Origin of the sequence: Streptomyces cinnabarinus (genome assembly GCF_027270315.1) — a bacterium.
Lineage (GTDB): Bacteria > Actinomycetota > Actinomycetes > Streptomycetales > Streptomycetaceae > Streptomyces > Streptomyces cinnabarinus.
Window position 1 is genome coordinate 3,195,402 of the sequence record NZ_CP114413.1, and the last position, 22,879, is coordinate 3,218,280.

Genomic DNA, 22,879 nt, shown 5'->3' on the forward strand with positions numbered 1-22,879 from the left:
AGACAACAGAAGACCCGTTGCGGCACGGGAACACCACGACGAACGTGTTCCGGCCACAACGGGTCCTGGAATCCGCCTCACTGACGAACGATCAGACGGGCCTCACTGCGGGGAACCGGCGGGTGACTGCCCCGCCGTACGCCCCTGCCTTCCCCGGGATTAGCCCTCGAAGGGGTCGAAGTCGTCGAACTCCCGCTGGAACTCGTCCCGTTCGGCCTGCTTGTCCCTGCGGCGCTGGGCCGCGGGGCGCGGCTCCTCCAGCCGGTGGTCCTCACCGCGCCGGCCGAGCATCTCGGCACCGGCCATGACGGTCGGCTCCCAGTCGAAGACGACGGCGTTGTCCTCGGGCCCGATGGCGACACCGTCACCCGCGCGGGCGCCCGCCTTCATCAGCGCCTCCTCGACACCGAGGCGGTTGAGCCGGTCGGCGAGATAGCCGACGGCCTCGTCGTTGTTGAAGTCGGTCTGCCGCACCCAGCGCTCCGGCTTCTCGCCGCGCACCCGGAACAGCCCGTCGTCCTCGCGCACCACGGTGAAGCCCGCGTCGTCCACGGCCTTGGGCCGGATGACGATCCGCGTCGCCTCCTCCTTCGGCTTGGCGGCGCGCGCCCGGCCGACCAGGTCGGCGAGCGCGAAGGAGAGTTCCTTCAGCCCGAGATGGGCGACCGCCGACACCTCGAAGACCCGGTAGCCCCGCTCCTCCAGATCCGGCCGCACCATCTCGGCGAGGTCCTTGCCGTCCGGTACGTCGATCTTGTTCAGGACGACGATCCGCGGCCGGTTGCCGAGGCCGCCGTACTCCCGCAGCTCCGCCTCGATGATGTCGAGGTCGGAGACCGGGTCGCGGTCGGACTCCAGGGTCGCCGTGTCCAGCACGTGCACCAGCACGCTGCACCGCTCCACATGCCGCAGGAACTCGAGGCCGAGGCCCCGGCCCTGGCTGGCGCCCGGGATGAGTCCCGGCACGTCGGCGATGGTGTACACGGTCGAACCGGCGGTCACCACACCGAGGTTGGGCACCAGCGTGGTGAAGGGGTAGTCGGCGATCTTCGGCTTCGCGGCGCTCAGCACCGAGATCAGCGAGGACTTGCCCGCGCTCGGGTAGCCCACCAGCGCCACATCGGCGACCGTCTTCAGCTCCAGGACGATGTCCTGGAGGTCCCCGGGCTCGCCGAGCAGGGCGAAGCCGGGCGCCTTGCGGCGGGCGGAGGCGAGGGCCGCGTTGCCGAGGCCGCCCCGGCCGCCCTGGGCGGCGATGTACGAGGTGCCGTGCCCGACCAGGTCGGCGAGGACATTGCCCGCCCCGTCCAGCACCACGGTGCCGTCCGGCACCGGCAGCACCAGGTCCTGGCCGTCCTTGCCGGAGCGGTTGCCGCCCTCGCCGGGCTTGCCGTTGGTGGCCTTGCGGTGCGGGGAGTGGTGGTAGTCGAGCAGCGTGGTCACGGACTGGTCGACGGTGAGGATGACATCGCCGCCGCGTCCGCCGTTTCCGCCGTCGGGCCCGCCGAGCGGCTTGAACTTCTCACGGTGGACGGAGGCACAGCCGTGGCCTCCGTTACCCGCGGCGACATGCAGTTCGACGCGGTCCACGAAGGTGGTCATGGTGTGTGCCTCCAGAAAGTACGGGTTTTACCTATGTCAACACGCGAAAGGCGGACCCGCCTTCCCGACCGGGAAGTGAGGTCCGCCTCGCGAAAGCTTCCGATCAGGCGACCGGAACGATGTTCACGACCTTGCGGCCACGGTGGGTGCCGAACTGCACCGCACCGGCGTTCAGCGCGAACAGCGTGTCGTCGCCGCCACGGCCGACGCCCGCGCCGGGGTGGAAGTGGGTGCCGCGCTGGCGGACCAGGATCTCACCCGCGCTGACGACCTGACCGCCGAAGCGCTTCACGCCGAGGCGCTGAGCGTTGGAGTCACGACCGTTACGGGTGGACGATGCGCCCTTCTTGTGTGCCATCTCTCCTCAGTCCCTTACTTCGCAGCCGCGGGGATCTCAGTGACCTTGATCGCCGTGTACTGCTGGCGGTGGCCCTGACGACGGCGGTAGCCGGTCTTGTTCTTGTAGCGAAGGATGTCGATCTTGACGCCCTTGTGGTGGTCCACGACCTCGGCCTGGACCTTGATGCCGGCCAGCACCCACGGGTCGCTGGTCACGGAGTCGCCGTCGACAACGAGCAGGGTCGAGAGCTCGACCGTGTCGCCAACCTTGGCAGTGGAAATCTTGTCAACCTCAACGATGTCGCCGACAGCAACCTTGTGCTGGCGACCACCGCTGCGCACGATGGCGTACACGCGGATCTCACTCTCTCGCTCGGGAACGGCACCCCCGCAGTCCAGCCGCCCGCACATCACGGACAGCCTCTCCCGGCCACTCGCGCGCCCGGGAGGAAGAGGTTTACGGGGATGTGGCACGTCAGTGGACATGCCGACGGTCAAGGTTACGGGGCGGCGGCCGAACGGGTCAAACCGGGCCGGGCCCCGAGGGTGTGCGGCCGGTCACGTCGACCGACCGCACACCCGGTGTCGCGTCAGCCCTCGTCGGTGGAGGCCGAGACGGAGGGCAGCGTCTGCTGCGCCGCCGCCGCGGTCTTCTTCGACGTCGACTTCTTGGCGGCCGTGGCGGTCTTGGCCGCCTTCTTGGCCGTCGTCTTCTTTGCGGCCGTCTTCTTGGCCGCGGTCTTCTTGGTGGCGGCCTTCTTGGCCGTCGCCTTCTTCGCCGTCTTGCGAGCCGCCGCCTTCTTGGCCGGGGCGGGCTCCTCCTCCGCGGCCGGGGCCTCCTCAGCGGGAGCCTCCGTCGCGGGGACGACCATGACGGCCGTCTCCTCGGACGCGGTCGGCGCGGTGGCCTTGCGCACGGCACGGCGACGCGGACGGGCCGGGGCGGCGCTCTCGGCGGGCGCCTCGGCGACGGGCTCGGGCGCGGGGGCCGCCTCGGCCACCGGCTCGGCCGCCGCCTCGCTGCTGACGGTCACCACGGCGGCCTCCGCCCCCGCGGGCGAACCGGCGGGCGCGGTCGCCTTGCGGGTCGCGCGCCGACGCGTACGGCCCTTCGGCGCGGCCTCCTCGGCGGGGGCTGCGGGGGTCTCGACGACCTCGGCCGCCACGACGGCGGTCTCGGCCTGCGCCTCGGCCTCCGGCTCGGCGGTCACCTCCTGAGCGACCGGCGCCTCCGCCTTCGGAGCCTCGGCCCTGGGCGCCTCCGCCTTCGGCGCACCGGCCGGGGCGGACGCCCGACGGCCGGCCCGGCGCCGGGTGCGGCCACCGCGGGCGACCGCGGCCTCCGCCTCGGCGACGCTGCTGAACAGTTCCTCGTCCGGCGCGAACTCGGGCGCGGGCAGCGCGGCCGGCTCGGCGACCTCGGCCGCCACCTCGGCCACGGTCTCCGTCTCCGGCTCGACCGGCTCCGCGGTCTCCACGGCGGTCACCGCGGCCTCGTGCTCGTGCCCGTCACCGCCACGCCCGCGCTTCTTGCGCTTGCCGCCGCCCCCGGCGGCGGTCGGCTGCTCCATGTGCACGATGACACCGCGGCCGTTGCAGTGGACGCAGGTCTCGGAGAACGACTCCAGCAGCCCCTGGCCGACCCGCTTGCGGGTCATCTGCACGAGCCCCAGCGAGGTCACCTCGGCGACCTGGTGCTTCGTACGGTCCCGGCCCAGACACTCCAGCAGTCGCCGCAGCACCAGATCCCGGTTGGACTCCAGCACCATGTCGATGAAGTCGATCACGATGATGCCGCCGAGGTCGCGCAGCCGCAGCTGACGCACGATCTCCTCGGCCGCCTCCAGGTTGTTCCTGGTGACCGTCTCCTCCAGGTTGCCACCCTGGCCGGTGAACTTGCCGGTGTTGACGTCGACGACGACCATCGCCTCGGTCCGGTCGATCACCAGCGAACCGCCGCTGGGCAGCCAGACCTTGCGGTCCAGCGCCTTGGCGAGCTGCTCGTCGATCCGGTAGGTGGCGAAGACGTCGACCTCGGAGGTCCACTTCGACAGCCGCTCGGCGAGATCAGGGGCGACGTGCGAGACGTACCCGTGGATCGTCGACCAGGCGTCGTCACCGCTGACGACGACGTTGGAGAAGTCCTCGTTGAAGATGTCCCGGACGACCCGGACCGTCATGTCCGGCTCGCCGTAGAGCAGCGTGGGCGCGTTGCCGCTCTTGGACTTCTTCTGGATGTCCTCCCACTGCGCCTGGAGCCGCTCGACATCGCGGCGCAGCTCGTCCTCGCTCGCGCCCTCGGCGGCGGTGCGCACGATGACGCCCGCGTCCTCGGGGACGATCTTCTTGAGGATGGTCTTCAGCCGCGCCCGCTCGGTGTCGGGCAGCTTGCGGCTGATACCGGTCATCGAGCCCTCGGGCACGTAGACCAGGTACCGGCCGGGCAGGGAGACCTGGCTGGTCAGACGCGCGCCCTTGTGCCCGATCGGGTCCTTGGTGACCTGCACCAGGACCGACTGGCCGGACTTCAGGGCGGACTCGATCCGGCGCGGCCCGTTGGCCATGCCGAGCGCCTCGAAGTTGACCTCACCGGCGTAGAGCACGGCGTTGCGGCCCTTGCCGATGTCGATGAAGGCGGCCTCCATCGAGGGCAGGACGTTCTGCACCTTGCCGAGGTAGACGTTGCCGACGTACGAGGTCGACTGCTCCTTGTTGACGTAGTGCTCCACGAGCACGTTGTCCTCAAGGACACCGATCTGCGTACGGTCGCCGTGCTGGCGGACGACCATCACGCGCTCGACGGCCTCACGGCGGGCCAGGAACTCGGCCTCGGTGATGATCGGGACGCGACGGCGGCCCTGCTCACGGCCTTCCCGGCGGCGCTGCTTCTTCGCTTCGAGCCGGGTCGAGCCCTTGATGGACTGCACCTCGTCGGACGGCTCGGCCTTGGCGCGCGGCTCGCGTACCTTGACGACCGTGCGCTCCGGGTCGTCGGCGGACGGCTCGGCGTCACCGGAGCTGTCCCCGGCCCGGCGGCGACGGCGACGGCGGCGCCGGCTGCTGGAGCTGGAACCCCCGGACTCCTCGTCCCGGTCCGCCTCGTCGGCGTCCTCTTCCTCCTGCTCGGCGGTGTCCTCGGCGTCCTGCGCGGCCTGAGCGGCGACCTCGTCGCCCTCGGTGTCACCCTCGGACTCGGCGTCCGCGGCCTCACCACGACGACGGCGACGGCCGCCCCGGCGGCGACGACGGCGCGCCCCGGTCTCCTCGGTCTCCTCGCCCTCGACACCGTCCTCGGCGGACTCCTCGGCGTCCTCCGCCTCGTCCTCGACGGCGGGCGCCTCGGCGCGGGCCTCGCTACGGGCCTCGGTACGGGCCTCGGTCTCCTCCGTGGCGGCGGCACCCCGGCGGCGGCGCCGGCGACGGCCCCCGGCCTGCTCCTCCTCCGGGAACGCCGCGGTCTCCTCGGCGTCACCGGACACGTCCGACGCCTCGGCGGCGGCTGCGGCGGCGGCGCGCTCCGGGGTCTGGAACATGGGCTCGGTGAAGACGGGCGGCTGGAACACGGCCACGGCGGGCCGCGCCGGACGACGCGGCGCCGACTCCTCCTCGGCCTCCTCCTCGGCGGTGCGCGCGGGCTCGGAGAACCCGGTGGCGGCCGCGCGGGCGACCCGGCGCCGACGGCGGGGGGCGGCCTCTTCGGCGGGAGCCTCGGCGGCGGTCTGCGCGGTCTCGGCCTCGGTCTCGGCCTCGGTCTCGGCCTCGGTCTCGGCCTTGGCGGCGCTCTCATCGGCGGCGGTCATGGGCGCCTCCACGGTCTCGGGCGCCCCGGCGGGCGCGGACACACGACGCGTGGCACGCCGACGGGTACGACGGGGGGCGGCATCCTCGGACGCGGCCGGGATGTCTTCGGCGGGGGTGCCTTCGGCGGTGGGGATGTCGGCGGCCGGGGCCTCGACGACCGCGGCGCTCTCGGCGGGGGCGGCCTCTTCGGCCTGCGCCTCCTCGACCGACGCCTCGACGGGCGCGGACACCTTCCGGGTCGCACGGCGGCGCGTACGTCCCTTCGGTGCGGCGTCCTCGGCGGCCGCGGCGGTCTCCTCGACCGGCGCGGCGATCTCCTCGGCGGGCGCGACCGGCACGGCCTCGACGACGGTCTCCGCCGCCTCGGGAGCGGCGGCGGGCGCGGTGACCTTGCGGGTGGCGCGGCGGCGGGTGCGACGCGGGGCGGCGTCCTCCACGGCAGCGGCGGTGGAGGCGGCCTCGACGACCTCGGTGGCGGGCGCCTGCTCCTCCGCGGAGCTGGTCCCCGGAACGATGGTCTCGGCGGCCTCCGCGGACGCGGGCGCCCCGGCGGGCGCGGACGCCCTACGGACCACACGGCGCCGCGAACGACCGGCGGGAGCCTCATCGGCTACGGCGACAGGGGCGGCCTCTTCGGTCTCAGCGACCTCGGCGGCCTCTTCGACCTCGTCGGCCTCCGGAGTCACAGCGACCTCGGTCTCCTCGACCTCGGCCTCGGCGTCCGGTATGGCCGGCGCGGCCTCGGTCACGGAGTTTGCAGAGTCTGCGGCGGCGCCGGTCGGCGGACCCGCCGGCCGGGACGCGGCACGGCGCCGACGACGCGGCGGCAGGGTGTCGCTGGGGGTGTTGAGTTCGGAACCCTCGGTGGGTTCGGTCGGCTCGAGCATGCGGGCGTTTCTCCCGTCAGGCTCCCGGGCGCCGCGCCTGGTCCGGCGGTGTGCCGGTGACGTCCGCGGCTCGCGTCGTGCGCGACTGCCGCCGTCCGGGGCGCGGGCGCCGCACGGGAGCTCTCTGTGTCCTGTCTCGCCGGTTCCGTATGCCGAATGCGTACGGCCTGGCGAAAGTCTTCTGGTCGGTGCGCTGCCCGACCCAGGTGGCTCCCGAGTACGAGGGCGGCGCTACGACGTCCGTCCCTTCGCGGGACCTTCCTTACGCCGGTGCCTTCGCGGCGGCAGCGGATCCGGCCGTGGGGGCCGTCGCCGCCTCGCGGTCGGGCACGAGCGGGTCGGTCACCGTGCCGGTCTCTTCATCGAACAGCCCCTGCGCCAGCCTGGTCACCGCTGCGGGGACCGGCGGCGCCAGGTCGGCCACGGCGCGGAGACCGGACAGGACGTCGTCGGGTCGAACGGCAGGCGTCACGTGCCGAACAACCAGCCGCAGTATCGCACAGGGCTGGTCGGTCGGCCTATCAGCCGTCGAACTGTGCGTTTCAAGATCTACGACCGCCTGGCGGGCGTCGAAGGTGCGGATGCCGTTCTTGGTCATGCGCTGGACCTCGACGGTCCCGGCGGCGTTGAACGCGGCCACGGCCCGCTCGGCCTCGGCCGGCTCCACACCGTCAAGACGCAGCTCCCACTCGGAAGCCGTCAGCCGGTCGGCGAGCCCGGAGGTGCGGGCCTCGACCGCGTCGACGACATCGAGCCCGGGGGGCAGCGACTCGTCGAGCAGCACCTTCAGCTGCTCCGGATCCCGCGCCGCGGTGAGCGCGATCTCCAGATACTCCGCCTCACTGCCCGTGCCGGTGGGTGCGGCATTGGCGTACGACACCTTCGGATGCGGCGTGAACCCCGCCGAGTACGCCATGGGCACCTCGGCACGGCGCAGCGCACGCTCGAAGGCGCGCTGGAAGTCACGGTGGCTGGTGAACCGGAGGCGGCCGCGCTTGGTGTAGCGCAGTCGGATGCGCTGCACCGCGGGAGCGGGCGGCGGGCCTTCGGGCTGTCGCTTGCCCAGTGTCGTTCAGTCCTTCGTGAGAGCGGTCGTACTGCTACCAAGAGTACGTGTCTCGGCGCCCCGAGGTTCCCGCCGGGCCACCGCCTCCGGTTGCCGGGGCTCGCCGAACAGCATCCGCCGGAAGTCGGCGCGGGCCTGTCGTACGGACTCACGGGCCGCGGCAAGGGCCTGCCGGGAGGCGCGGCCCACACTGCGCGCGGCCTCGGCGCAGGGCCGCAGCACCGCGTCCCGGACGACATGCCCGACCGGTGTGAGGACGGTCCGGTACACCCAGCGCAGCGGCTCCACGAAGATCCACCGGAAGAGGGTCCCGAAGAACCGCCCGACGGCGAGCGAGATCCGCCCGGCGCCCCGCCAGGCCGCCACGACCGCGTCCCAGATCTCCCGCCCCACGACGGCCAGCGCCCGTCCGACGGGCACCAGCACCCACCGCCACACCGCGAGCGCGGGCAGCACGAACAGCGCCCGGGTGATCCAGTACAGCCCGATGCCGATGCCCCGGACGACCCATATGAGGGCATGCCCGATGGGCGTGAGCACCCACTGGTACACCCACAGCGCGGGCACGACGAGCAGATACCGCACGAGCCAGGCGACGGCCCCGAACACCCCGGCCGCGAGGGCGCCGAGCCCGAGGCCGATCCCCCGTAGCACCCACATGCAGGCATGTCCGATCGGCGTCAGCAGATGCGCGTACACCCACGCCAGACCGGCCACGATCCCCCGCCCGACCCAGGCGAAGCCGTGCCCGACCGGTGTGAGCACATACCGGTACAGCCACCCGAGCGGTACGACGACGAGCACGTTCCCGAGCCAGGCGAGCCCCCGGCCGAGCGGCACCAGCAGATAGCGCCAGAGCCCCACGAAGGGCCAGACGAACAGCGCCCGCCCGACCCACAGCAGGGCCCGGCCGACCGGACGGAACACGGTGTCGGTCAGGAACCGCCACGACACGACGAGCGCGTCCCACACCATCCGCACCGGCAGGACCAGCACCAGCACGAAGATCCGCACGGGAATGCGGATGGCGGTGACCAGGCACCCTTCGGGCCGGCGGGGCTCGGGCAGTGGTTTCTGCGGTTCCATACCGGCCAAGACGCACGGTCCACCGGTCCGGATGCGTCGCGGGGGTTGCGATGCCGTCACAGGTTCACCAGGGCGCTCGGTGCGTCTTCCTTGTCCGCTAGACCGTTTTACCTATTTGACGGCGCGTCCCCCGCGCGCACAGCGGCTGTCATGGGCGATCACGTCACTCTCGCACTGTGGTCCGGGACTCCCCCGGACCCTTTCGTGCCAAGGAGCATGCCTATGAGTCCTCGACACACTCCTTCGCTGCTGGGGCCGTTGGCCCGGGCGAGGTTCCAACGCGCCGGGGTCCTGACCTCGCTCGCCCTGGTCATCGCCGCCGGGGTGGTCACCCCGTCCGCGGCGGCCGCCCAGGCCGTGTCCGAGCGTCCGACCGCGTCGCCGTACACGGGCAAGGACTGCAAGCCCAGCAAGCCCCACAAGCCGAGAGCGGCCGGGGAGATGTACGGCGGCAAGGACAAGTGCCGCGGCGCCACGGGTGCGACCGGTCCGAAGGGCGCCACGGGCGCCACCGGTCAGAAGGGTGCGACGGGCGCCACTGGTGCGACCGGCCAGAAGGGTGCCACGGGCGCCACGGGCGCGACCGGATCCAACGGTCGTCCCGGCCAGGACGGCGCCACCGGGGCGACGGGGGCCACGGGTGCCACGGGTGCGACCGGCGCTCCCGGCCCCTGCACCGAGATCGACGCCAGCCAGGACAGCAACAACTTCGAGCTCCGGGCGGCGCTGACCCCGCCGGTCATGGGCGGCCCCGCCAGGGCCTACGCCGGCATCCGGGACCTCACGACGGCGGTACCTGGCCCTTACCGGTGGACCGACCTCAGCACGCACCCCAACTACCCGCAGAACGCATGCGGGATCTCCATCGCCCAGCACGCGCAGGGCATGCAGGTGGAGGGCGATCTGAGGATCGATGTCATCACCACCACGGGAGTCATCTGGCAGACCACCTGCCAGGTGGTCACCAGTAACCGCACTCTGAACTGCGCCAACAACCCCTGGGTGCAGGTGAACCTGCAGCCCACGCCCGGCGCTGTGAACGGCGGGGTCGCCCCGTAGCGTCCCGCCCGCAAGGGGGTGTCCGGCAGAGCGTCAGGGCTGCCGGACACCCCCTGCGGCGTTCGTGCGCTCCAGCAGGCTCACCGTCATCCCGGTCACCGGCGTGCTCGCCTTCACCGTGTACCCGCGCTGCAGGGCGCCCGCCTGCTCCGGATCGATCGCGTTGAAGGGGAAGTCGGTACCCTCCGTCAGCAGCCAGACGCGCCGCTCGTCCTCCCTCAGACAGCGGTCCGGTACGGCGCACTGGACCGCGTAGAGGTCATCGATCTCGGCCGGGGTCCGCGTCAGGAACACATCCCGCAGCCGCAGGTCACGCGGCAGGTAGTACGCCACCCCACCGTCGAGCTGCCAGGTGTCGAAGCGGTCGTAGACGACGGCGTCCCCGGGCCGGTGGCCCCGCTCGATCACCTCGGCCGCGGCCGCGTAGTCGAGGAGCACCGGGGCGTTGTGCTCGAACGGCTGCCGCATCTGCCGATGGTCCGGAAGCGTCAGCAGGGCCAGCGCCGCGACCCCCGCGGCGACCGCCTTCCAGGAGCGCCGGGCCGCGCCGAGCCCCGCCCCGGCGAGCAGCGCCCAGGCCGGGAGCGTGAACAGGACGTACACACCACGGAAGTACGACACCTCGCCGTGGGAGAAGGCCCACACCAGGGCCGGGGGCACCAGCGCCCAGGTGCCGCACATCAGCAGCGGCGCCCTGCGTTCCGAACGGGCCGTCAGGGCGAGGGCCGCCAGGGCTCCGGCGCCCACCGCGGAGGCGAACAGCTCCTGCGGGAGGGAGAGCAGCGCCCAGCCGTCCGGCGCCGCCACCCAGTACAGCTGGCGTCCGGCCTGGGACCTGCCGAGCAGGGCGAGCGGGGTGACGCAGGCGGCGGCCGCGGCCAGGGCGAGGCCCGACCTCCACCACAGGGAGCGGTCCTGCCGCGCACGGGTCACAAGCAGCGCGGCGTGGGCGAGCACGACGGACAGCGCGATCAAATGGAGGGCTCCGGTGCAGGCCAGCGCGAGGACGTAGGCGGCCCAGCGCCAGAGGCCGCGCGGCCGGTCCAATGCCCGGAGCAGGAGGAGAGTGGCGAGCGAGGCGGCGAGCAGCACCAGGGCGTAGGAGCGGGCCTCATGGCCGTAACGGCTCACCGCCGGAACGAGCCCGAACAGCAGACCGGCGAGAATTCCGGCCCGATATCCGAAGAGCCGGTCTCCGAGCAGCGCCACGACCGACGCCGTGGCGGCCACCGCGAATAGGGACGGCAGCCGCAGGGAAAGGACGGAATCCCCGAACAGCTCGACCCATCCGTGCATCAGCAGGTAATAGGTGCCGTGTACGGCGTCGACGTTGCGCAGGGTGGCCAGGATCCGGTCGGTGTCCCGGCCGACCATGTCCCAGGTGACGAGTTCGTCGCGGCCCAGCAGCGGGCCGGTCAGCCCGAAGCCGCCGACCAGCAGGGCGAGGAGGAGGGGCGCCGCCCAGAGCGCCACCCGGCCCCGGGCGGACCGCTCCTCGGCGGAGTCCTGGAATTCTTCGCGAGGCGGCGGAAGCTGCGCGGTGATTACCATAAGAAATTCTCCGGTCCGGCGACAGGCGACAGGAACTCCTCACTTATACCGGCCGAACCACCAATGGCTGCTTGTGTCCGCCCCCACGGCTCGATAAATTCACCGACCGGTCCTTTTCTCCGGAGAAAAGAAAAAGCCATGAAAACGGTCTGCCTCAATATGATCGTCAAGGACGAGGCGCATGTGATCCGCCGCTGCCTCGAATCCGTACGGCCTCTCGTCGACTCCTGGGTGATCCTGGACACCGGCTCGACCGACGGCACCCAGGACATCGTCCGCGAGACCCTCGCCGACCTGCCCGGAACCCTGTACGAGAGCCCGTGGCGCGGCTTCGGAGCAAGCCGTACGGAGGCGATCGAACGAGCCCGGACCACCCGGGCGAGCCACCTGTTCTTCATCGACGCCGACGACGTCCTGGAGACCGCCCCCGGCTTCACCCGCCCGGACCTGACCCACGACTGCTACGACATCGAAGTGCGCCACGGCCCCGTGGTCCACTGGCGCCCGGCACTGGTCTCCACCCGCCTGCCCTGGCGGTACGAGGGTGTGCTGCACGAATACCTGGAGTGCGACACGGAGTTCAGCCGGTCCGCCCTGGACGGCGTCCGCATGATGATCATGGGTGGCGGCGGCCGCTCCCAGGGCAGCCCGCGCACGAAGTACCTACGCGACGCCGCGATCCTCAAAGACGGCCTGGCCAAGGAACCGAACAACACCCGCTACGCCTTCTACCTGGCGCAGAGCTGGCGCGACGCCGACGAACCGGCGAAGGCTCTCGCAGCCTACGACCGCCGAGCAGCCATGGCGGGCTTCGTCGAGGAGGCCTTCTGCTCCCGCCTCTACGCGGCCCGCCTGGCCCAGACCCTCAAACGCCGCACGCCGGAGATCATCTCCCGCTACCTGGAGGCCCACGAGTTCCGCCCCACCCGAGCCGAACCCCTGGGCGAACTCGCCCACCTCTGCCGAACCCAGGGCGAACGCTGGCCCCTCGCCTACCTCTTCGCCCGCCGCGCGGCGGAACTCCCGCCCCCCGACGACATCCTCTTCGTCGAACACGCCTGGTACGACTGGAAAGCCCTGGACGAGCTGGCGGTGGCGGCCTACTGGACGGGCGCCTACCGCGAGTCCCTGGAAGCCTGCGAAAAGCTCCTCACCAACGGAAAACTCCCGGAGGAACACCGCCCCCGCATCACCGCCAACCACGAGTTCGCCCAGACCGAACTGTCCCGGACGACCCTCCCCCCGCAACCAACCCTCAGCCACCTGCCACGCCCTTGACCGTCAGAGACAACAGCTTCTTGCCGGTCGGGCCGATCTGGATGCGGGTGCCCCGCAGTGGCCGGCAGTGCGGTCGAAGCTTGTGATGTGATGTCGAGTTTGCAGCGGCGTTCTCGGCCGGGGGCCGTAGTTCCGGCACCGACGGGTACGTGCACCGGCTTGCGGCTTCGCGTGCCGACCCGGCGCCCGGGAGAGCCGTCGCCGGTACCGCGGTGTCCCTTGTGCCGGTGATGCGCGGCGCCGTCCTCAGCCGCAATCTGGATACAGGGGGATGTGGGGTGCGGCGGGGTCTGCCTCAGAGGAAAGGTGACACTCATGGCCGACGTCCACCGCCAGATCCTCCCGATCCCGGACGTGCACCGCATTGAGGCCCTCACGTCCGACGCCAAGGACCCCGTACCCAGTTCTGCCACCTCATCGACGTGGCGCCGACCCTCCTCGAAGCCGCGGGCATCCCCGAACCCACCTCGGTCAACGGCGTGCAGCAGTCACCGATGGAGGGTGTCTCGATGCGCTACAGCTTCGAGGCCGCCGACGCCCCCGAGCGCCACGAACAGCAGTACTTCGAGATGTTCGGCAACCGCGGCATCTACCGCAAGGGCTGGGCCGCGGTCACCAAGCACCGCACCCCGTGGATCGTGGGCGGCGAGACCGTGCCCTTCGACGACGACGTGTGGAAGCTCTACGACGAGTCCACCGACCCCAGCCAGACCCACGACCTCGCCGCGGAAATGCCGGAGAAGCTCCACGAGCTGCAGCGGCTCTGGCTGATCGAGGCCGCCCGCTACAACGTCCTGCCGCTGGACGACAGGACGGCCGAGCGGTTCAACGCGGACATCGCCGGGCGCCCCGAACTCATGACCGCGCAGACGCAGTTGCTGTACGGCGGCATGGGCCGGCTGACCGATCCCTCCCAAACGTTCATCCGGTGCTCCCCGCCCGGTTCCAGCTCGTCTCCCCACGGGAACACCCGCTGTTCGAGGCCGCCCCGCGCGGCGTACTCCCACTCCGCCTCGGTCGGCAGCCGCTTGCCCGCCCAGGCCGCATAGGCCACGGCGTCGTTCCGCGAGACGTGGACGACAGGGTGCTCGGCAAGGTCGGCCACATCGGATCCGGGCCCTTCCGGACGACGCCAGCACGCTCCGTGGACCTGCCGCCACCACGGTGCCTCGGCGACGCCGCGGGTCTCGGGGAAGTCGTCCGGCAGAAGTCCGGCGAACACGAATGACCAGCCGTACCGCTCGGCGTCCGTCACATGCGCGGTGGCCTCGACGAAGGCCCGGAATTCCGCGGTGGAGACGGCTCGACGGTCGATCAGGAACGCGTCGAGCCGTACGCGGTGAACGGGTCCCTCCCCGTCACCCGGCACCACCCACTCATCGTCGGCCCCCATCAGGAAGGTGCCGCCGGGGAGGTGGGCCATGCCGTCCGTGCGTACGCCGCCGACAGGTACGCAGGTGGCGGCGTACGCACGGTCACGTTTCGCGCGGCACCGGCCCGGGGCGGCGTGCAGCACCCGCTCTCTGACGCCTTGTCTGACATGGAACCCCCCAACAGGGTGGGACGCACCGGTGCGCCCATGATCCGGCGCCCACCCGGCCGCATCCCGTACCGACACGTTGGCGTGCCCCGCTCCGGGACTCCGAATGGCGCACCCGGGGATGCCGTGCGCCCGCGCATCGACGGAAATGGACAAGGACCCCTACGGACGGCAAACGGCATCGCGACACTGGAGGACGGATGACAAGAGTGCTCCGGAGCGTGGCGTCGGCGGTGCTGATCGTCCTCGCCTGCATCCTGGTGCCGGTCAGCGTTCTCACGGTGTGGGTGCACGACATCGCTCTCGACACTGACCGCTACGTCGCCACGATGAAGCCGCTCGCCTCCGACCCGGCGATCGAGGAGGCCGCGCACCGTCGCATCGTCCAGGCGGTGGACGTACGGGTCGACGGCAAGGAGGTCACCGCGGAGATCGCGGCATGGCTGCAGTCGCAGGGCCTGCCGCCGCGCGCGGCCAAGGCGGTGCAGGGGCTCGCCCCACAGCTGGACGACGCCGTGAACGCGACCGCGGACAAACTGGCGACCCGTTTCGTCGAGAGCGACCGGTTCGAGAGGGTGTGGGTCACCGCCAACGAGGCCGCCCACACGGCGGTGGTGCACGTACTGACCGGCGAGGGCCGCGGAGCGGTCGACGTCTCGGAGGGCACGGTCACCCTCGACGTCGGCACCGCCGTGGACCAGGTCAAACAGGAGCTCGTGGACGCGGGGCTGGAGCCAGCGGAGAACATCCCGGACGTCGACAAGCAGATGGTTCTTTTCCAGTCCGACAAGCTGGAGAAGGTGCAGAACGCCGCGCACGCCCTGGACGTGCTCGGGAACTGGCTGCCCGTCCTCACCGTGGTGCTCGCCGCGGGCGGGGTGCTCCTGGCCCGTCGCCGCCGCCGCGCACTGGCGAAAACCGCCCTGGGCGCCGCCTTCGCCTGCCTGGTCGTGGCCATCGGCCTCGTCATCGCCCGCCGCTACTACCTGGACCACCTTCCGCCGCAGGTGCAGTCAGAGGCGGCCGCGGCCGCCGTCTTCGACCACCTCCTGCATTTTCTGCGGGTCGCACTGCGCACAGCGATCGTGCTCGGCGTCGTCATCGCCCTCGGCGCCTACTTCATCGGTCCGGGCCGACTCGCCCGCGCCACCCGCTCCACCGCCGAGCGCGGCGCCGACTCAGCGGCCGGCTGGTGGGGCGGCCACGGCATCGACACCGGCCGCGTGGGCACCTGGACCGAGGCCCATCGCAAGTGGCTGACGATCGGCGCCCTGCTGCTCGTCGCCCTGCTGTTCGCCCTGTGGAACCACCCCACGGTCCTCACTGTCCTGCTCCTGGTCCTGGTCCTCCTCGCGGTGCTCGCGGTGATCGCCCTCCTGGCCGCAGACGGCCGCCAGAGGGCGGAGAAGACCAGCGGGGCCTGACGCCGGAACCCACGGGCACCCCGGGGCTCACGGCACCAGTACGGCGGACACCTCGCCCTCTCAGTGCGAGTGCCCGCCAGGAGCAGGCGCCGCGTTCTTGACCGCAAGGGGCAGCAGCTTCTTGCCGGTCGGCCCGATTTGGATGGACGTGTCCATCTGCGGGCAGACGCCGCAGTCGAAGCAAGGTGTCCAGCGGCAGTCCTCGACCTCCGTCTCGTCGAGGGCGTCCTGCCAGTCCTCCCAGAGCCAGTCCTTGTCGAGGCCGGAGTCCAGGTGGTCCCAGGGGAGGACTTCCTCGTAGGAGCGCTCGCGGGTGGTGTACCAGTCGACGTCGACGCCGAACGCGGGCAGCGTCTTGCCGGCGCAGGCCATCCAGCGGTCGTAGGAGAAGTGCTCGCGCCAGCCGTCGAAGCGGCCGCCGTCGTCGTAGACCGCGCGGATTACGGCGCCGATGCGACGGTCGCCACGGGAGAGCAGGCCCTCCACGATGCCCGGCTTGCCGTCGTGGTAGCGGAAGCCGATCGAGCGGCCGTACTTCTTGTCCCCGCGGATCTTGTCGCGGAGCTTCTCCAGGCGGGCGTCCGTCTCCTCGGCGGAGAGCTGCGGGGCCCACTGGAAGGGGGTGTGGGGCTTGGGGACGAAGCCGCCGATCGAGACCGTGCAGCGGATGTCGTTCGACTTCGAGACCTCGCGGCCCTTTGCGATGACCTTCGTCGCCATGTCGGCGATCTGGAGGACGTCGTCGTCGGTCTCGGTCGGCAGGCCGCACATGAAGTACAGCTTCACCTGGCGCCAGCCGTTGCCGTAGGCGGTGGAGACGGTGCGGATCAGGTCGTCTTCCGAGACCATCTTGTTGATGACCTTGCGGATGCGCTCCGAGCCGCCCTCGGGGGCGAAGGTCAGGCCGGAGCGGCGGCCGTTGCGGGTCAGCTCGTTGGCCAGGTCGATGTTGAAGGCGTCCACGCGGGTGGAGGGGAGGGACAGGCCGATCTTGTCCTCCTCGTACCGGTCCGCCAGGCCCTTGGCCACGTCGCCGATCTCGGAGTGGTCCGCCGACGACAACGACAGCAGGCCCACCTCCTCGAAGCCCGTCGCCTTCAGGCCCTTTTCGACCATCTCGCCGATGCCGGTGATCGAGCGCTCGCGCACCGGGCGGGTGATCATGCCCGCCTGGCAGAAGCGGCAGCCCCGGGTGCAGCCTCGGAAGATCTCGACGGACATGCGCTCGTGGACGGTCTCGGCCAGGGGGACGAGGGGCTGCTTGGGGTAGGGCCACTCGTCGAGGTCCATCACGGTGTGCTTCGACACCCGCCACGGGACACCCGACTTGTTGGGGACCACTCGGGCGATGCGGCCGTCCGGCAGGTACTCGACATCGTAGAAGGCCGGGATGTACACCCCGCCCGTCTTCGCCAGGCGGAACAGGACCTCTTCACGGCCGCCGGGGCGGCCCTCGGCCTTCCACTCCTTGATGATCCTGGTCATGTCCAGCACGGCCTGCTCGCCGTCGCCGATGATCGCCGCGTCGATGAAGTCCGCGATCGGCTCGGGGTTGAAGGCCGCATGGCCGCCGGCCAGCACGATCGGGTCGTCGAGGCCACGGTCCCTGGACTCCAGCGGGATGCCCGCGAGGTCCAGCGCCGCCAGCATGTTGGTGTAGCCGAGCTCGGTGGAGAAGCTCAGGCCGAACACGTCGAAGTCGCGCACCGGGCGGTGGCTGTCCACGGTGAACTGCGGGACGCCGTGCTCCCGCATGAGGGCTTCCAGGTCCGGCCACACGCTGTAGGTGCGCTCGGCGAGGACGCCCTCCTGCTCGTTGAGGACCTCGTAGAGGATCATGACGCCCTGGTTGGGCAGCCCGACCTCGTAGGCGTCGGGGTACATGAGCGCCCAGCGGACATCGCAGCTCTCCCACGGCTTGACCGTGGAGTTGAGCTCTCCGCCCACGTACTGGATCGGCTTCTGCACGTGCGGGAGCAGGGCTTCGAGCTGCGGGAACACCGACGCAGCGACTTCGGCAGGCATCTCGCGTACCTTCATGAGCTGGACTGAACGGACAGGGGTGACCATCCAGCCTAACGCGCTCGCGGACACCCTCCGTACGCCCGACGGCTCAGAGGACGTCCGTAGCGTCCTTGGCGACGTCCCAGAAGCCGGGCAGCTCGGCCTCCACGGCCGCCGCGCGCTGCTCCTCCCGCCCGTACAGCAGCCCGTAGGTAAAGGCGCTCTCACCTGCCGCGTGAGCAACCGCGGACAGCTCGCGCAGGGTGTGGCGGGCCATGACGCTGTCCTGGTGCTCGCCGAGCAGGTTCTGCAGCGCCTTCATCGACTTGACCAGGCCCTTGGCCGGCTTGTCGAGGGCCGGGACGGCGGCCTCCGCCGCGTAGCGGGTGCGCTTGGTCTTCTTGCGGGCCTCGTGGATGGCGATGTCGCGGTCGGTGCCGGGCGCCAGCTCGAGCGCCTGCTCGACAAGCGCGGAGACCTTCTCGAAGCCCTTGCGCACGGCCTTGGGGAGCACCTCGCCGGGATCCTTCCCGGCGGCCTTCAGCAGCGGTGGATCGACGAGCACGCCGTCCAGGGTGTCGAGCAGGGCGAGGTAGCGCCGGGAGTCGAGGACCCCGATCAGCCGGGCGCTCGCCCCGCCCGGCCGGTCCCCCGCCCAGGTGTCGAGCCGCTCGCCGACCGGTCCGGAGACCAGGTCGCGGGGCACCTCGTCGAGGGCCGCCGACAGCCGGGCGTGCAGCACCTCGCGGTCCCGGTCCACGCCCAGCTGGCCGGCCAGCCACTTCAGCTCGTCGGAGATCGGGTCGGTGACCTCGCGGTCCAGGACCTTGCCGAAGGACTTGAAGGTGCTGCGCATCCGGCGGGTGGCGACGCGCATGCTGTGGACGGAGTCCTCGGCGTCCTGGCGGACGGCGGGGTCGAGTTCGACGATCGCGTCCCGCTGGGCACGGACATAGGCCAGCACATGGTCGCCGGCGGTCACGGGGTCCTCCACGGGCGGGGGCACGGGTGTGGGCGGGGCGGTCTCGGCCAGGGCGCGCGCGAGCTTCGACGCCGACTTCGACGGCCGTACGCCTGCCTTGCGCAACCGCTTCTCCACCTTGTCCAGGACGGCCGGGTCGCCGCCGTCCGCCAGCTCCACCTCGATCTCGGTCCACTGGGCGCTGCCATCCCCTCCGGCGAGCCGCTGGGCCTGTACGGCGTCCACGGCGACCTCGGCCAGGAGCCGGCCGTCCGCGTCGACGAGGTGGCGGACATCGCGGTCGGAGCGCAGTCGCACCACGGGCACCGGCTCGCTGGTGCGGATCCGGGAGCGGACCAGGCCCGCCAGGTCGGGGGGCAGGGTGTCGGACAGTGGGGCCTGGATCTCGTCCCGGACCCCCTCGGCCACGGGGAATTTCAGGTGCCAGCCCGCGTCGGATCCGCCGGTGCGGCGTCGCAGGGTGATCGAGGAGGCAGCCAGGCGCCCGTCCTCGGTGTCGTAGTAGGTGGCGTCCAGGTGGGCTACGCCCTTGTCGATGACGGCCGCGACCCCGGCGACGCCGGTCAGGTCCGGCAGACCGCTCTCGTCGGACTCGTACTTCCGCTCGATCTCACGCTTCGTGTCCGCCATGACCCGAATCTAATGAATGTCATGGCGGTACAACAGGCCTACTGGAGTCAAACCGCGAGGAAACACTGAGTGCCCGGCGGCTAGGCCGACATGGGGCGTTGCACTCTGATCGACTGGAGCAGTCCGACCGCCACCCACACCGAGAACATCGACGAGCCGCCGTAGGAGACGAAGGGCAGTGGCAGGCCGGTGACCGGCATGATGCCGAGCGTCATCCCGATGTTCTCGAAGGACTGGAAGGCGAACCAGGCCACGATTCCGGCCGCGACGATCGTGCCGTACAGCTCGGTCGTCTCGCGGGCGATCCGGCAGGCCCGCCACAGCAGGATGCCGAGCAGGACGATGATGAGCCCGCCGCCGACGAAGCCCAGCTCCTCCCCCGCCACCGTGAACACGAAGTCGGTCTGCTGCTCGGGCACGAACTGGCCGGTGGTCTGTGAGCCGTTGAACAGCCCCGATCCGGTCAGCCCGCCCGAACCGATCGCGATCCGCGCCTGATTGGTGTTGTAGCCGACGCCCGCCGGGTCGAGGCTGGGGTTGGCGAAGGCGGCGAAGCGGGCGATCTGGTAGTCGTCCAGGATGTGCAGCTGCCACACGGCGATCGCGCCCGTCGCGCCCGCCGCCAGCAGCCCGAACACCCAGCGGTTGGAGGCGCCGGAGGCCAGCAGCACGCCCAGCACGATGATCACCATCACCATGACCGAGCCGAGGTCGGGCATCAGCAGCACGATCAGCATCGGTACCGCGGCCAGGCCCAGCGCCTGGAGGACCGTGCGATGGTCGGGATAGGGCTTGTCGCCGGCGTCCACTCTCGCCGCCAGCAGCATCGCCATGCCGAGGATGATCGTGACCTTCACGAACTCCGAGGGCTGAAGCGAGAATCCGCCGCCGAGCACGATCCAGGAGTGCGCGCCGTTGACCGTCGAGCCGAGCGGGGTGAGCACCAGCAGGATCAGGAAGACCGAGGCGCCGTACAGGATCGGCACGGCGGTGCGCAGGGTGCGGTGGCCGAGCCAGACGGTGCCGATCATCAGCGCGAAGCCGATGCCGGTGTTCAGGAGGTGCCGGAGCAGGAAGTAGTACTGGTCCCCCTGGTTGATCTCGGTGCGGTTCCGGGTCGCCGAGAACACCAGGACCGAGCCGACCAGCGACAGCGCGAGCGCCGCCAGCAGTATCGGCCAGTCCAGCCGGCGGGCCAGCGAGTCACGGGCGAGCAGCCGGGTCCAGCCCGCCCGCTCCGGCCCGTATCCCGAGACCTGGAAGCTGTTGGCGCCGGTCACGTCCGCCTCCTCGCCCGCCGACGGCGGCGGCGTGTCTCACGGTTCTCCGTGGTCGGATTGCCCACGGTCGCCGCCTGCTGCCCACCGTCCTGCTCGGGCGCGCCCTCCTGGCTGGCCCGCTGTTCCTTCGCCGGGTCCTTGGTGACCTTCGGGGAGAGGATCGACCCGTCCGCCTGGATCTTCGGCAGCTTCTTCTGCGGGGTCGGCAGCAGCGCGTTCTTCTTGTTGATGACGCCGTCGTCGGAGATGCCGTACAGCGCGTCATAGATGTTGCGGACGGCGGGGCCGGAGGCGCCGGAGCCCGTACCACCCTGGGAGATCGTCATGACGACCGCGTAGTCCTTGGTGTACGTGGCGAACCAGGACGTCGTCTGCTTGCCGTAGACCTCGGCGGTACCGGTCTTGGCGTGCATCGGGATCTCGTCCTGGGGCCAGCCGCCGAACCGCCAGGCGGCGGTACCGCGGGTGGCGACGCCGGCCAGGGCGTCGTCCATCTGGGCCAGCGTCTGCTTGCTGACCGGCAGCTTGCCGTGCGACTCGGGCTTGATCTCCGAGACCTGCTTGCCGTCGGCGCTGACGATCGCCTTGCCGACCGTGGGGTCGTACAGGGTGCCGCCGTTGGAGATGGCCGCGTAGATGGTGGCCATCTGGATCGGGGTCACCAGGGTGTCGCCCTGGCCGATGGAGTAGTTGATCTCGTCACCGGCGCGCATCTTGTTGCCTTCGAGGCAGTTCTCGTAGGCAATCTTCTCGACGTAGTCGCCGTCCTTCTTGCCGGTCTTGCACCAGGCGTCCTTGTTGGCCTTCCAGTAGGACTGCTTCCACTGGCGGTCGGGGACCCGGCCGGTGACCTCGTTGGGCAGGTCGATGCCGGTCTCCGCGCCGAGGCCGAACTGGTGGGCGGCCTTGTAGAAGTAGTCCTTCGGCTTGCCCTTGGGGTTGATGCCGCCGTCCTTCTTCCACTCGTTGTGCGCGAGGGAGTAGTAGACGGTGTCACAGGAGACCTCAAGGGCGCGGCCGAGGTCGATCGGGCCGTGGTTCTGGGACTCGAAGTTCTTGAAGACCTGGCCGCCGACGGAGTACGAGCTGGAGCAGTTGTAGCGGCCATCGAAGTCGTAGCCGGCCTCGACCGCGGCGGCCGTGGAGACCACCTTGAAGATCGAGCCGGGCGCCGCCTGACCCTGTATGGCGCGGTTCAGCAGCGGGTAGTTGGAGGACTTGCCGGTGAGCTTCCTGTAGTCCTTGGCGGAGATGCCCCCCACCCAGGCGTTCGGGTCGTAGTTCGGGTTGGAGGCCATGGCGACGACCCGGCCGGTCTTGGCCTCCATCACCACGACCGCGCCCGCGTCGGCCTTGTACCGCTCCTGGGTGTTGCGGTCCCACTGCCTGCGGGCTTCCTTCATCGCCTCGTTCAGCTCGTACTCGGCGACCCGCTGGACGCGGGCGTCGATGCTGGTGACGAGGTTGGAGCCGGGCTGGGCGGCGTCCGCCTCGGCCTGGCCGATGACCCGGCCGAGGTTGTCCACCTCGTAGCGGGTGACGCCTGCTTTGCCGCGCAGCTCCTTGTCGTACCGGCGCTCGAGTCCGGAGCGGCCGACCTGGTCGGAGCGGAGGTAGGGGGACTCGGTGTCCTGGGCCTGGGTGATCTCCTCGTCGGTGACCGGGGAGAGATAGCCGAGGACCTGGGCCGTGTTGGAGCCGCCGGGTCCCGCGTACCGCCGGACGGCCTGGGGTTCGGCGGTGATGCCGGGGAAGTCCTCGGCGCGCTCGCGGATCTGGAGGGCCTGCTTGGCGGTGGCCTCGTCGGTGATGGGGATCGGCTGGTACGGCGAGCCGTTCCAGCAGGGCTGCGGGGTCTCGGCGTCACAGAGCCGGACCTTCTCCAGCACCTCCTTGGGCTTCATGCCGAGGACCCCGGCCAGCTTGGTGAGGACGGCCTTGCCGTCGTCCTTCATCTTCAGCAGGTCGGTGCGGGAGGCGGAGACGACCAGCCGCGTCTCGTTGTCGGCCAGCGGCACTCCGCGGGCGTCCAGGATCGAGCCGCGCACGGCCGGGTCGACGACCTGCTGGACGTGGTTGCCGGAGGCTTCCTTGGCGTACTCGGCGCCCTCCCGGATCTGGAGGTACCACAACCGGCCGCCGAGGGTGCCGAGGAGGGACAGGACGAGGATCTGGATCACGACGAGTCGGATCTGGACCCGTGGGGTCCGCCCGGTCTCGGGGATGTTGGTCACTGCGGCTGCCGCCCCCTCTCAGTGCGCCGGTGTGTGTGCGCGTACGAATGATGAACGGCCGACCTGTGAGCCGACGTTCCGCCCCCGCGAACCCGTTCGAGTGAACTCGTCCGCTC

Annotated in this window: 15 protein-coding genes; 3 read left to right on the forward strand and 12 right to left on the reverse strand. The window is 71.0% G+C overall.

Annotation, left to right across the window (positions count from 1 at the left end):
* Window positions 1-159: 159 nt before the first annotated feature.
* The 6 genes from obgE to STRCI_RS14415 all read right to left on the reverse strand — a co-directional run bounded on the left by obgE (window position 160) and on the right by STRCI_RS14415 (window position 8,781).
* The gene (obgE, locus tag STRCI_RS14390; RefSeq protein WP_269659332.1) at window positions 160-1,602 is read right to left on the reverse strand and encodes a GTPase ObgE; all 1,443 of its coding nucleotides are present in this window, start codon (window positions 1,600-1,602) and stop codon (window positions 160-162) included.
* Between the two features lie 103 nt (window positions 1,603-1,705).
* Window positions 1,706-1,960 (reverse strand): 50S ribosomal protein L27, encoded by a 255-nt coding sequence (gene rpmA, locus STRCI_RS14395; RefSeq protein ID WP_004950923.1) that lies wholly within the window; start codon window positions 1,958-1,960, stop codon window positions 1,706-1,708.
* A gap of 14 nt (window positions 1,961-1,974) precedes the next feature.
* The gene (rplU, locus tag STRCI_RS14400) at window positions 1,975-2,295 is read right to left on the reverse strand and encodes a 50S ribosomal protein L21 (protein WP_041819941.1); all 321 of its coding nucleotides are present in this window, start codon (window positions 2,293-2,295) and stop codon (window positions 1,975-1,977) included.
* A gap of 236 nt (window positions 2,296-2,531) precedes the next feature.
* Window positions 2,532-6,629: an Rne/Rng family ribonuclease gene (locus tag STRCI_RS14405; protein WP_269659333.1), complete on the reverse strand. Its 4,098-nt coding sequence runs from the start codon at window positions 6,627-6,629 to the stop codon at window positions 2,532-2,534.
* A 262-nt stretch (window positions 6,630-6,891) separates the two neighbouring features.
* Entirely contained in the window at window positions 6,892-7,653 is a 762-nt protein-coding gene (locus tag STRCI_RS14410) for a TIGR03936 family radical SAM-associated protein (RefSeq protein ID WP_269659334.1), read from the reverse strand.
* Window positions 7,654-7,701: 48 nt separating this feature from the next.
* Window positions 7,702-8,781, reverse strand: coding sequence for a phage tail tape measure protein (locus tag STRCI_RS14415; RefSeq protein WP_269659335.1), 1,080 nt, complete (start codon window positions 8,779-8,781; stop codon window positions 7,702-7,704).
* A 222-nt stretch (window positions 8,782-9,003) separates the two neighbouring features.
* Here STRCI_RS14415 and STRCI_RS14420 point away from each other — a divergent pair, with 222 nt between their 5' ends.
* Window positions 9,004-9,840 carry a hypothetical protein gene (locus STRCI_RS14420; RefSeq protein WP_269659336.1) on the forward strand — a complete coding sequence of 279 codons (837 nt, stop codon included), beginning with the start codon at window positions 9,004-9,006 and terminating at the stop codon, window positions 9,838-9,840.
* Between the two features lie 33 nt (window positions 9,841-9,873).
* On the opposite strand, the gene STRCI_RS14425 is transcribed toward STRCI_RS14420, so the two are convergent.
* The gene (locus STRCI_RS14425) at window positions 9,874-11,391 is read right to left on the reverse strand and encodes a glycosyltransferase family 39 protein (RefSeq protein ID WP_269659337.1); all 1,518 of its coding nucleotides are present in this window, start codon (window positions 11,389-11,391) and stop codon (window positions 9,874-9,876) included.
* 138 nt (window positions 11,392-11,529) lie between these two features.
* On the opposite strand from STRCI_RS14425, the gene STRCI_RS14430 reads away from it, so the two are divergent.
* Window positions 11,530-12,669, forward strand: coding sequence for a glycosyltransferase (locus STRCI_RS14430; RefSeq protein WP_269659338.1), 1,140 nt, complete (start codon window positions 11,530-11,532; stop codon window positions 12,667-12,669).
* 784 nt (window positions 12,670-13,453) lie between these two features.
* Here the strand turns inward: STRCI_RS14430 and STRCI_RS14435 are convergent.
* Complete coding sequence (locus STRCI_RS14435; RefSeq protein WP_336298797.1) at window positions 13,454-14,092, reverse strand: SUMF1/EgtB/PvdO family nonheme iron enzyme; 639 nt, start codon at window positions 14,090-14,092, stop codon at window positions 13,454-13,456.
* A 317-nt stretch (window positions 14,093-14,409) separates the two neighbouring features.
* Between STRCI_RS14435 and STRCI_RS14440 the strand changes: the two genes are divergently transcribed.
* Entirely contained in the window at window positions 14,410-15,633 is a 1,224-nt protein-coding gene (locus tag STRCI_RS14440; protein WP_269659339.1) for a hypothetical protein, read from the forward strand.
* A 60-nt stretch (window positions 15,634-15,693) separates the two neighbouring features.
* On the opposite strand, the gene STRCI_RS14445 is transcribed toward STRCI_RS14440, so the two are convergent.
* The 4 genes from STRCI_RS14445 to mrdA form a co-directional block, all read right to left on the reverse strand.
* Entirely contained in the window at window positions 15,694-17,658 is a 1,965-nt protein-coding gene (locus STRCI_RS14445; RefSeq protein WP_269659340.1) for a TIGR03960 family B12-binding radical SAM protein, read from the reverse strand.
* 88 nt (window positions 17,659-17,746) lie between these two features.
* Window positions 17,747-19,249 carry a CYTH and CHAD domain-containing protein gene (locus STRCI_RS14450; protein WP_269659341.1) on the reverse strand — a complete coding sequence of 501 codons (1,503 nt, stop codon included), beginning with the start codon at window positions 19,247-19,249 and terminating at the stop codon, window positions 17,747-17,749.
* A gap of 80 nt (window positions 19,250-19,329) precedes the next feature.
* Window positions 19,330-20,529 carry a rod shape-determining protein RodA gene (gene rodA / locus STRCI_RS14455; RefSeq protein WP_269659342.1) on the reverse strand — a complete coding sequence of 400 codons (1,200 nt, stop codon included), beginning with the start codon at window positions 20,527-20,529 and terminating at the stop codon, window positions 19,330-19,332.
* A complete protein-coding gene (gene mrdA, locus STRCI_RS14460; protein WP_269659343.1) occupies window positions 20,526-22,763 on the reverse strand; it encodes a penicillin-binding protein 2 in 2,238 nt (745 codons plus the stop codon). The genes rodA and mrdA overlap by 4 nt, the downstream gene beginning before the upstream one ends.
* Window positions 22,764-22,879 lie beyond the last annotated feature (116 nt).

What these genes read in the sequence shown, in the direction of transcription:
- STRCI_RS14440 (WP_269659339.1), top strand. Translation starts at nt 14,410, where the DNA reads ATGACAAGAGTGCTCCGGAGCGTGGCGTCGGCGGTGCTGATCGTCCTC.
- STRCI_RS14450 (WP_269659341.1), bottom strand. Translation starts at nt 19,249, where the DNA reads ATGGCGGACACGAAGCGTGAGATCGAGCGGAAGTACGAGTCCGACGAG.
- STRCI_RS14430 (WP_269659338.1), top strand. Translation starts at nt 11,530, where the DNA reads ATGAAAACGGTCTGCCTCAATATGATCGTCAAGGACGAGGCGCATGTG.
- STRCI_RS14445 (WP_269659340.1), bottom strand. Translation starts at nt 17,658, where the DNA reads ATGCCTGCCGAAGTCGCTGCGTCGGTGTTCCCGCAGCTCGAAGCCCTG.
- STRCI_RS14435 (WP_336298797.1), bottom strand. Translation starts at nt 14,092, where the DNA reads ATGGCCCACCTCCCCGGCGGCACCTTCCTGATGGGGGCCGACGATGAG.
- rpmA (WP_004950923.1), bottom strand. Translation starts at nt 1,960, where the DNA reads ATGGCACACAAGAAGGGCGCATCGTCCACCCGTAACGGTCGTGACTCC.
- obgE (WP_269659332.1), bottom strand. Translation starts at nt 1,602, where the DNA reads ATGACCACCTTCGTGGACCGCGTCGAACTGCATGTCGCCGCGGGTAAC.
- STRCI_RS14425 (WP_269659337.1), bottom strand. Translation starts at nt 11,391, where the DNA reads ATGGTAATCACCGCGCAGCTTCCGCCGCCTCGCGAAGAATTCCAGGAC.
- STRCI_RS14415 (WP_269659335.1), bottom strand. Translation starts at nt 8,781, where the DNA reads ATGGAACCGCAGAAACCACTGCCCGAGCCCCGCCGGCCCGAAGGGTGC.
- STRCI_RS14420 (WP_269659336.1), top strand. Translation starts at nt 9,004, where the DNA reads ATGAGTCCTCGACACACTCCTTCGCTGCTGGGGCCGTTGGCCCGGGCG.
- STRCI_RS14405 (WP_269659333.1), bottom strand. Translation starts at nt 6,629, where the DNA reads ATGCTCGAGCCGACCGAACCCACCGAGGGTTCCGAACTCAACACCCCC.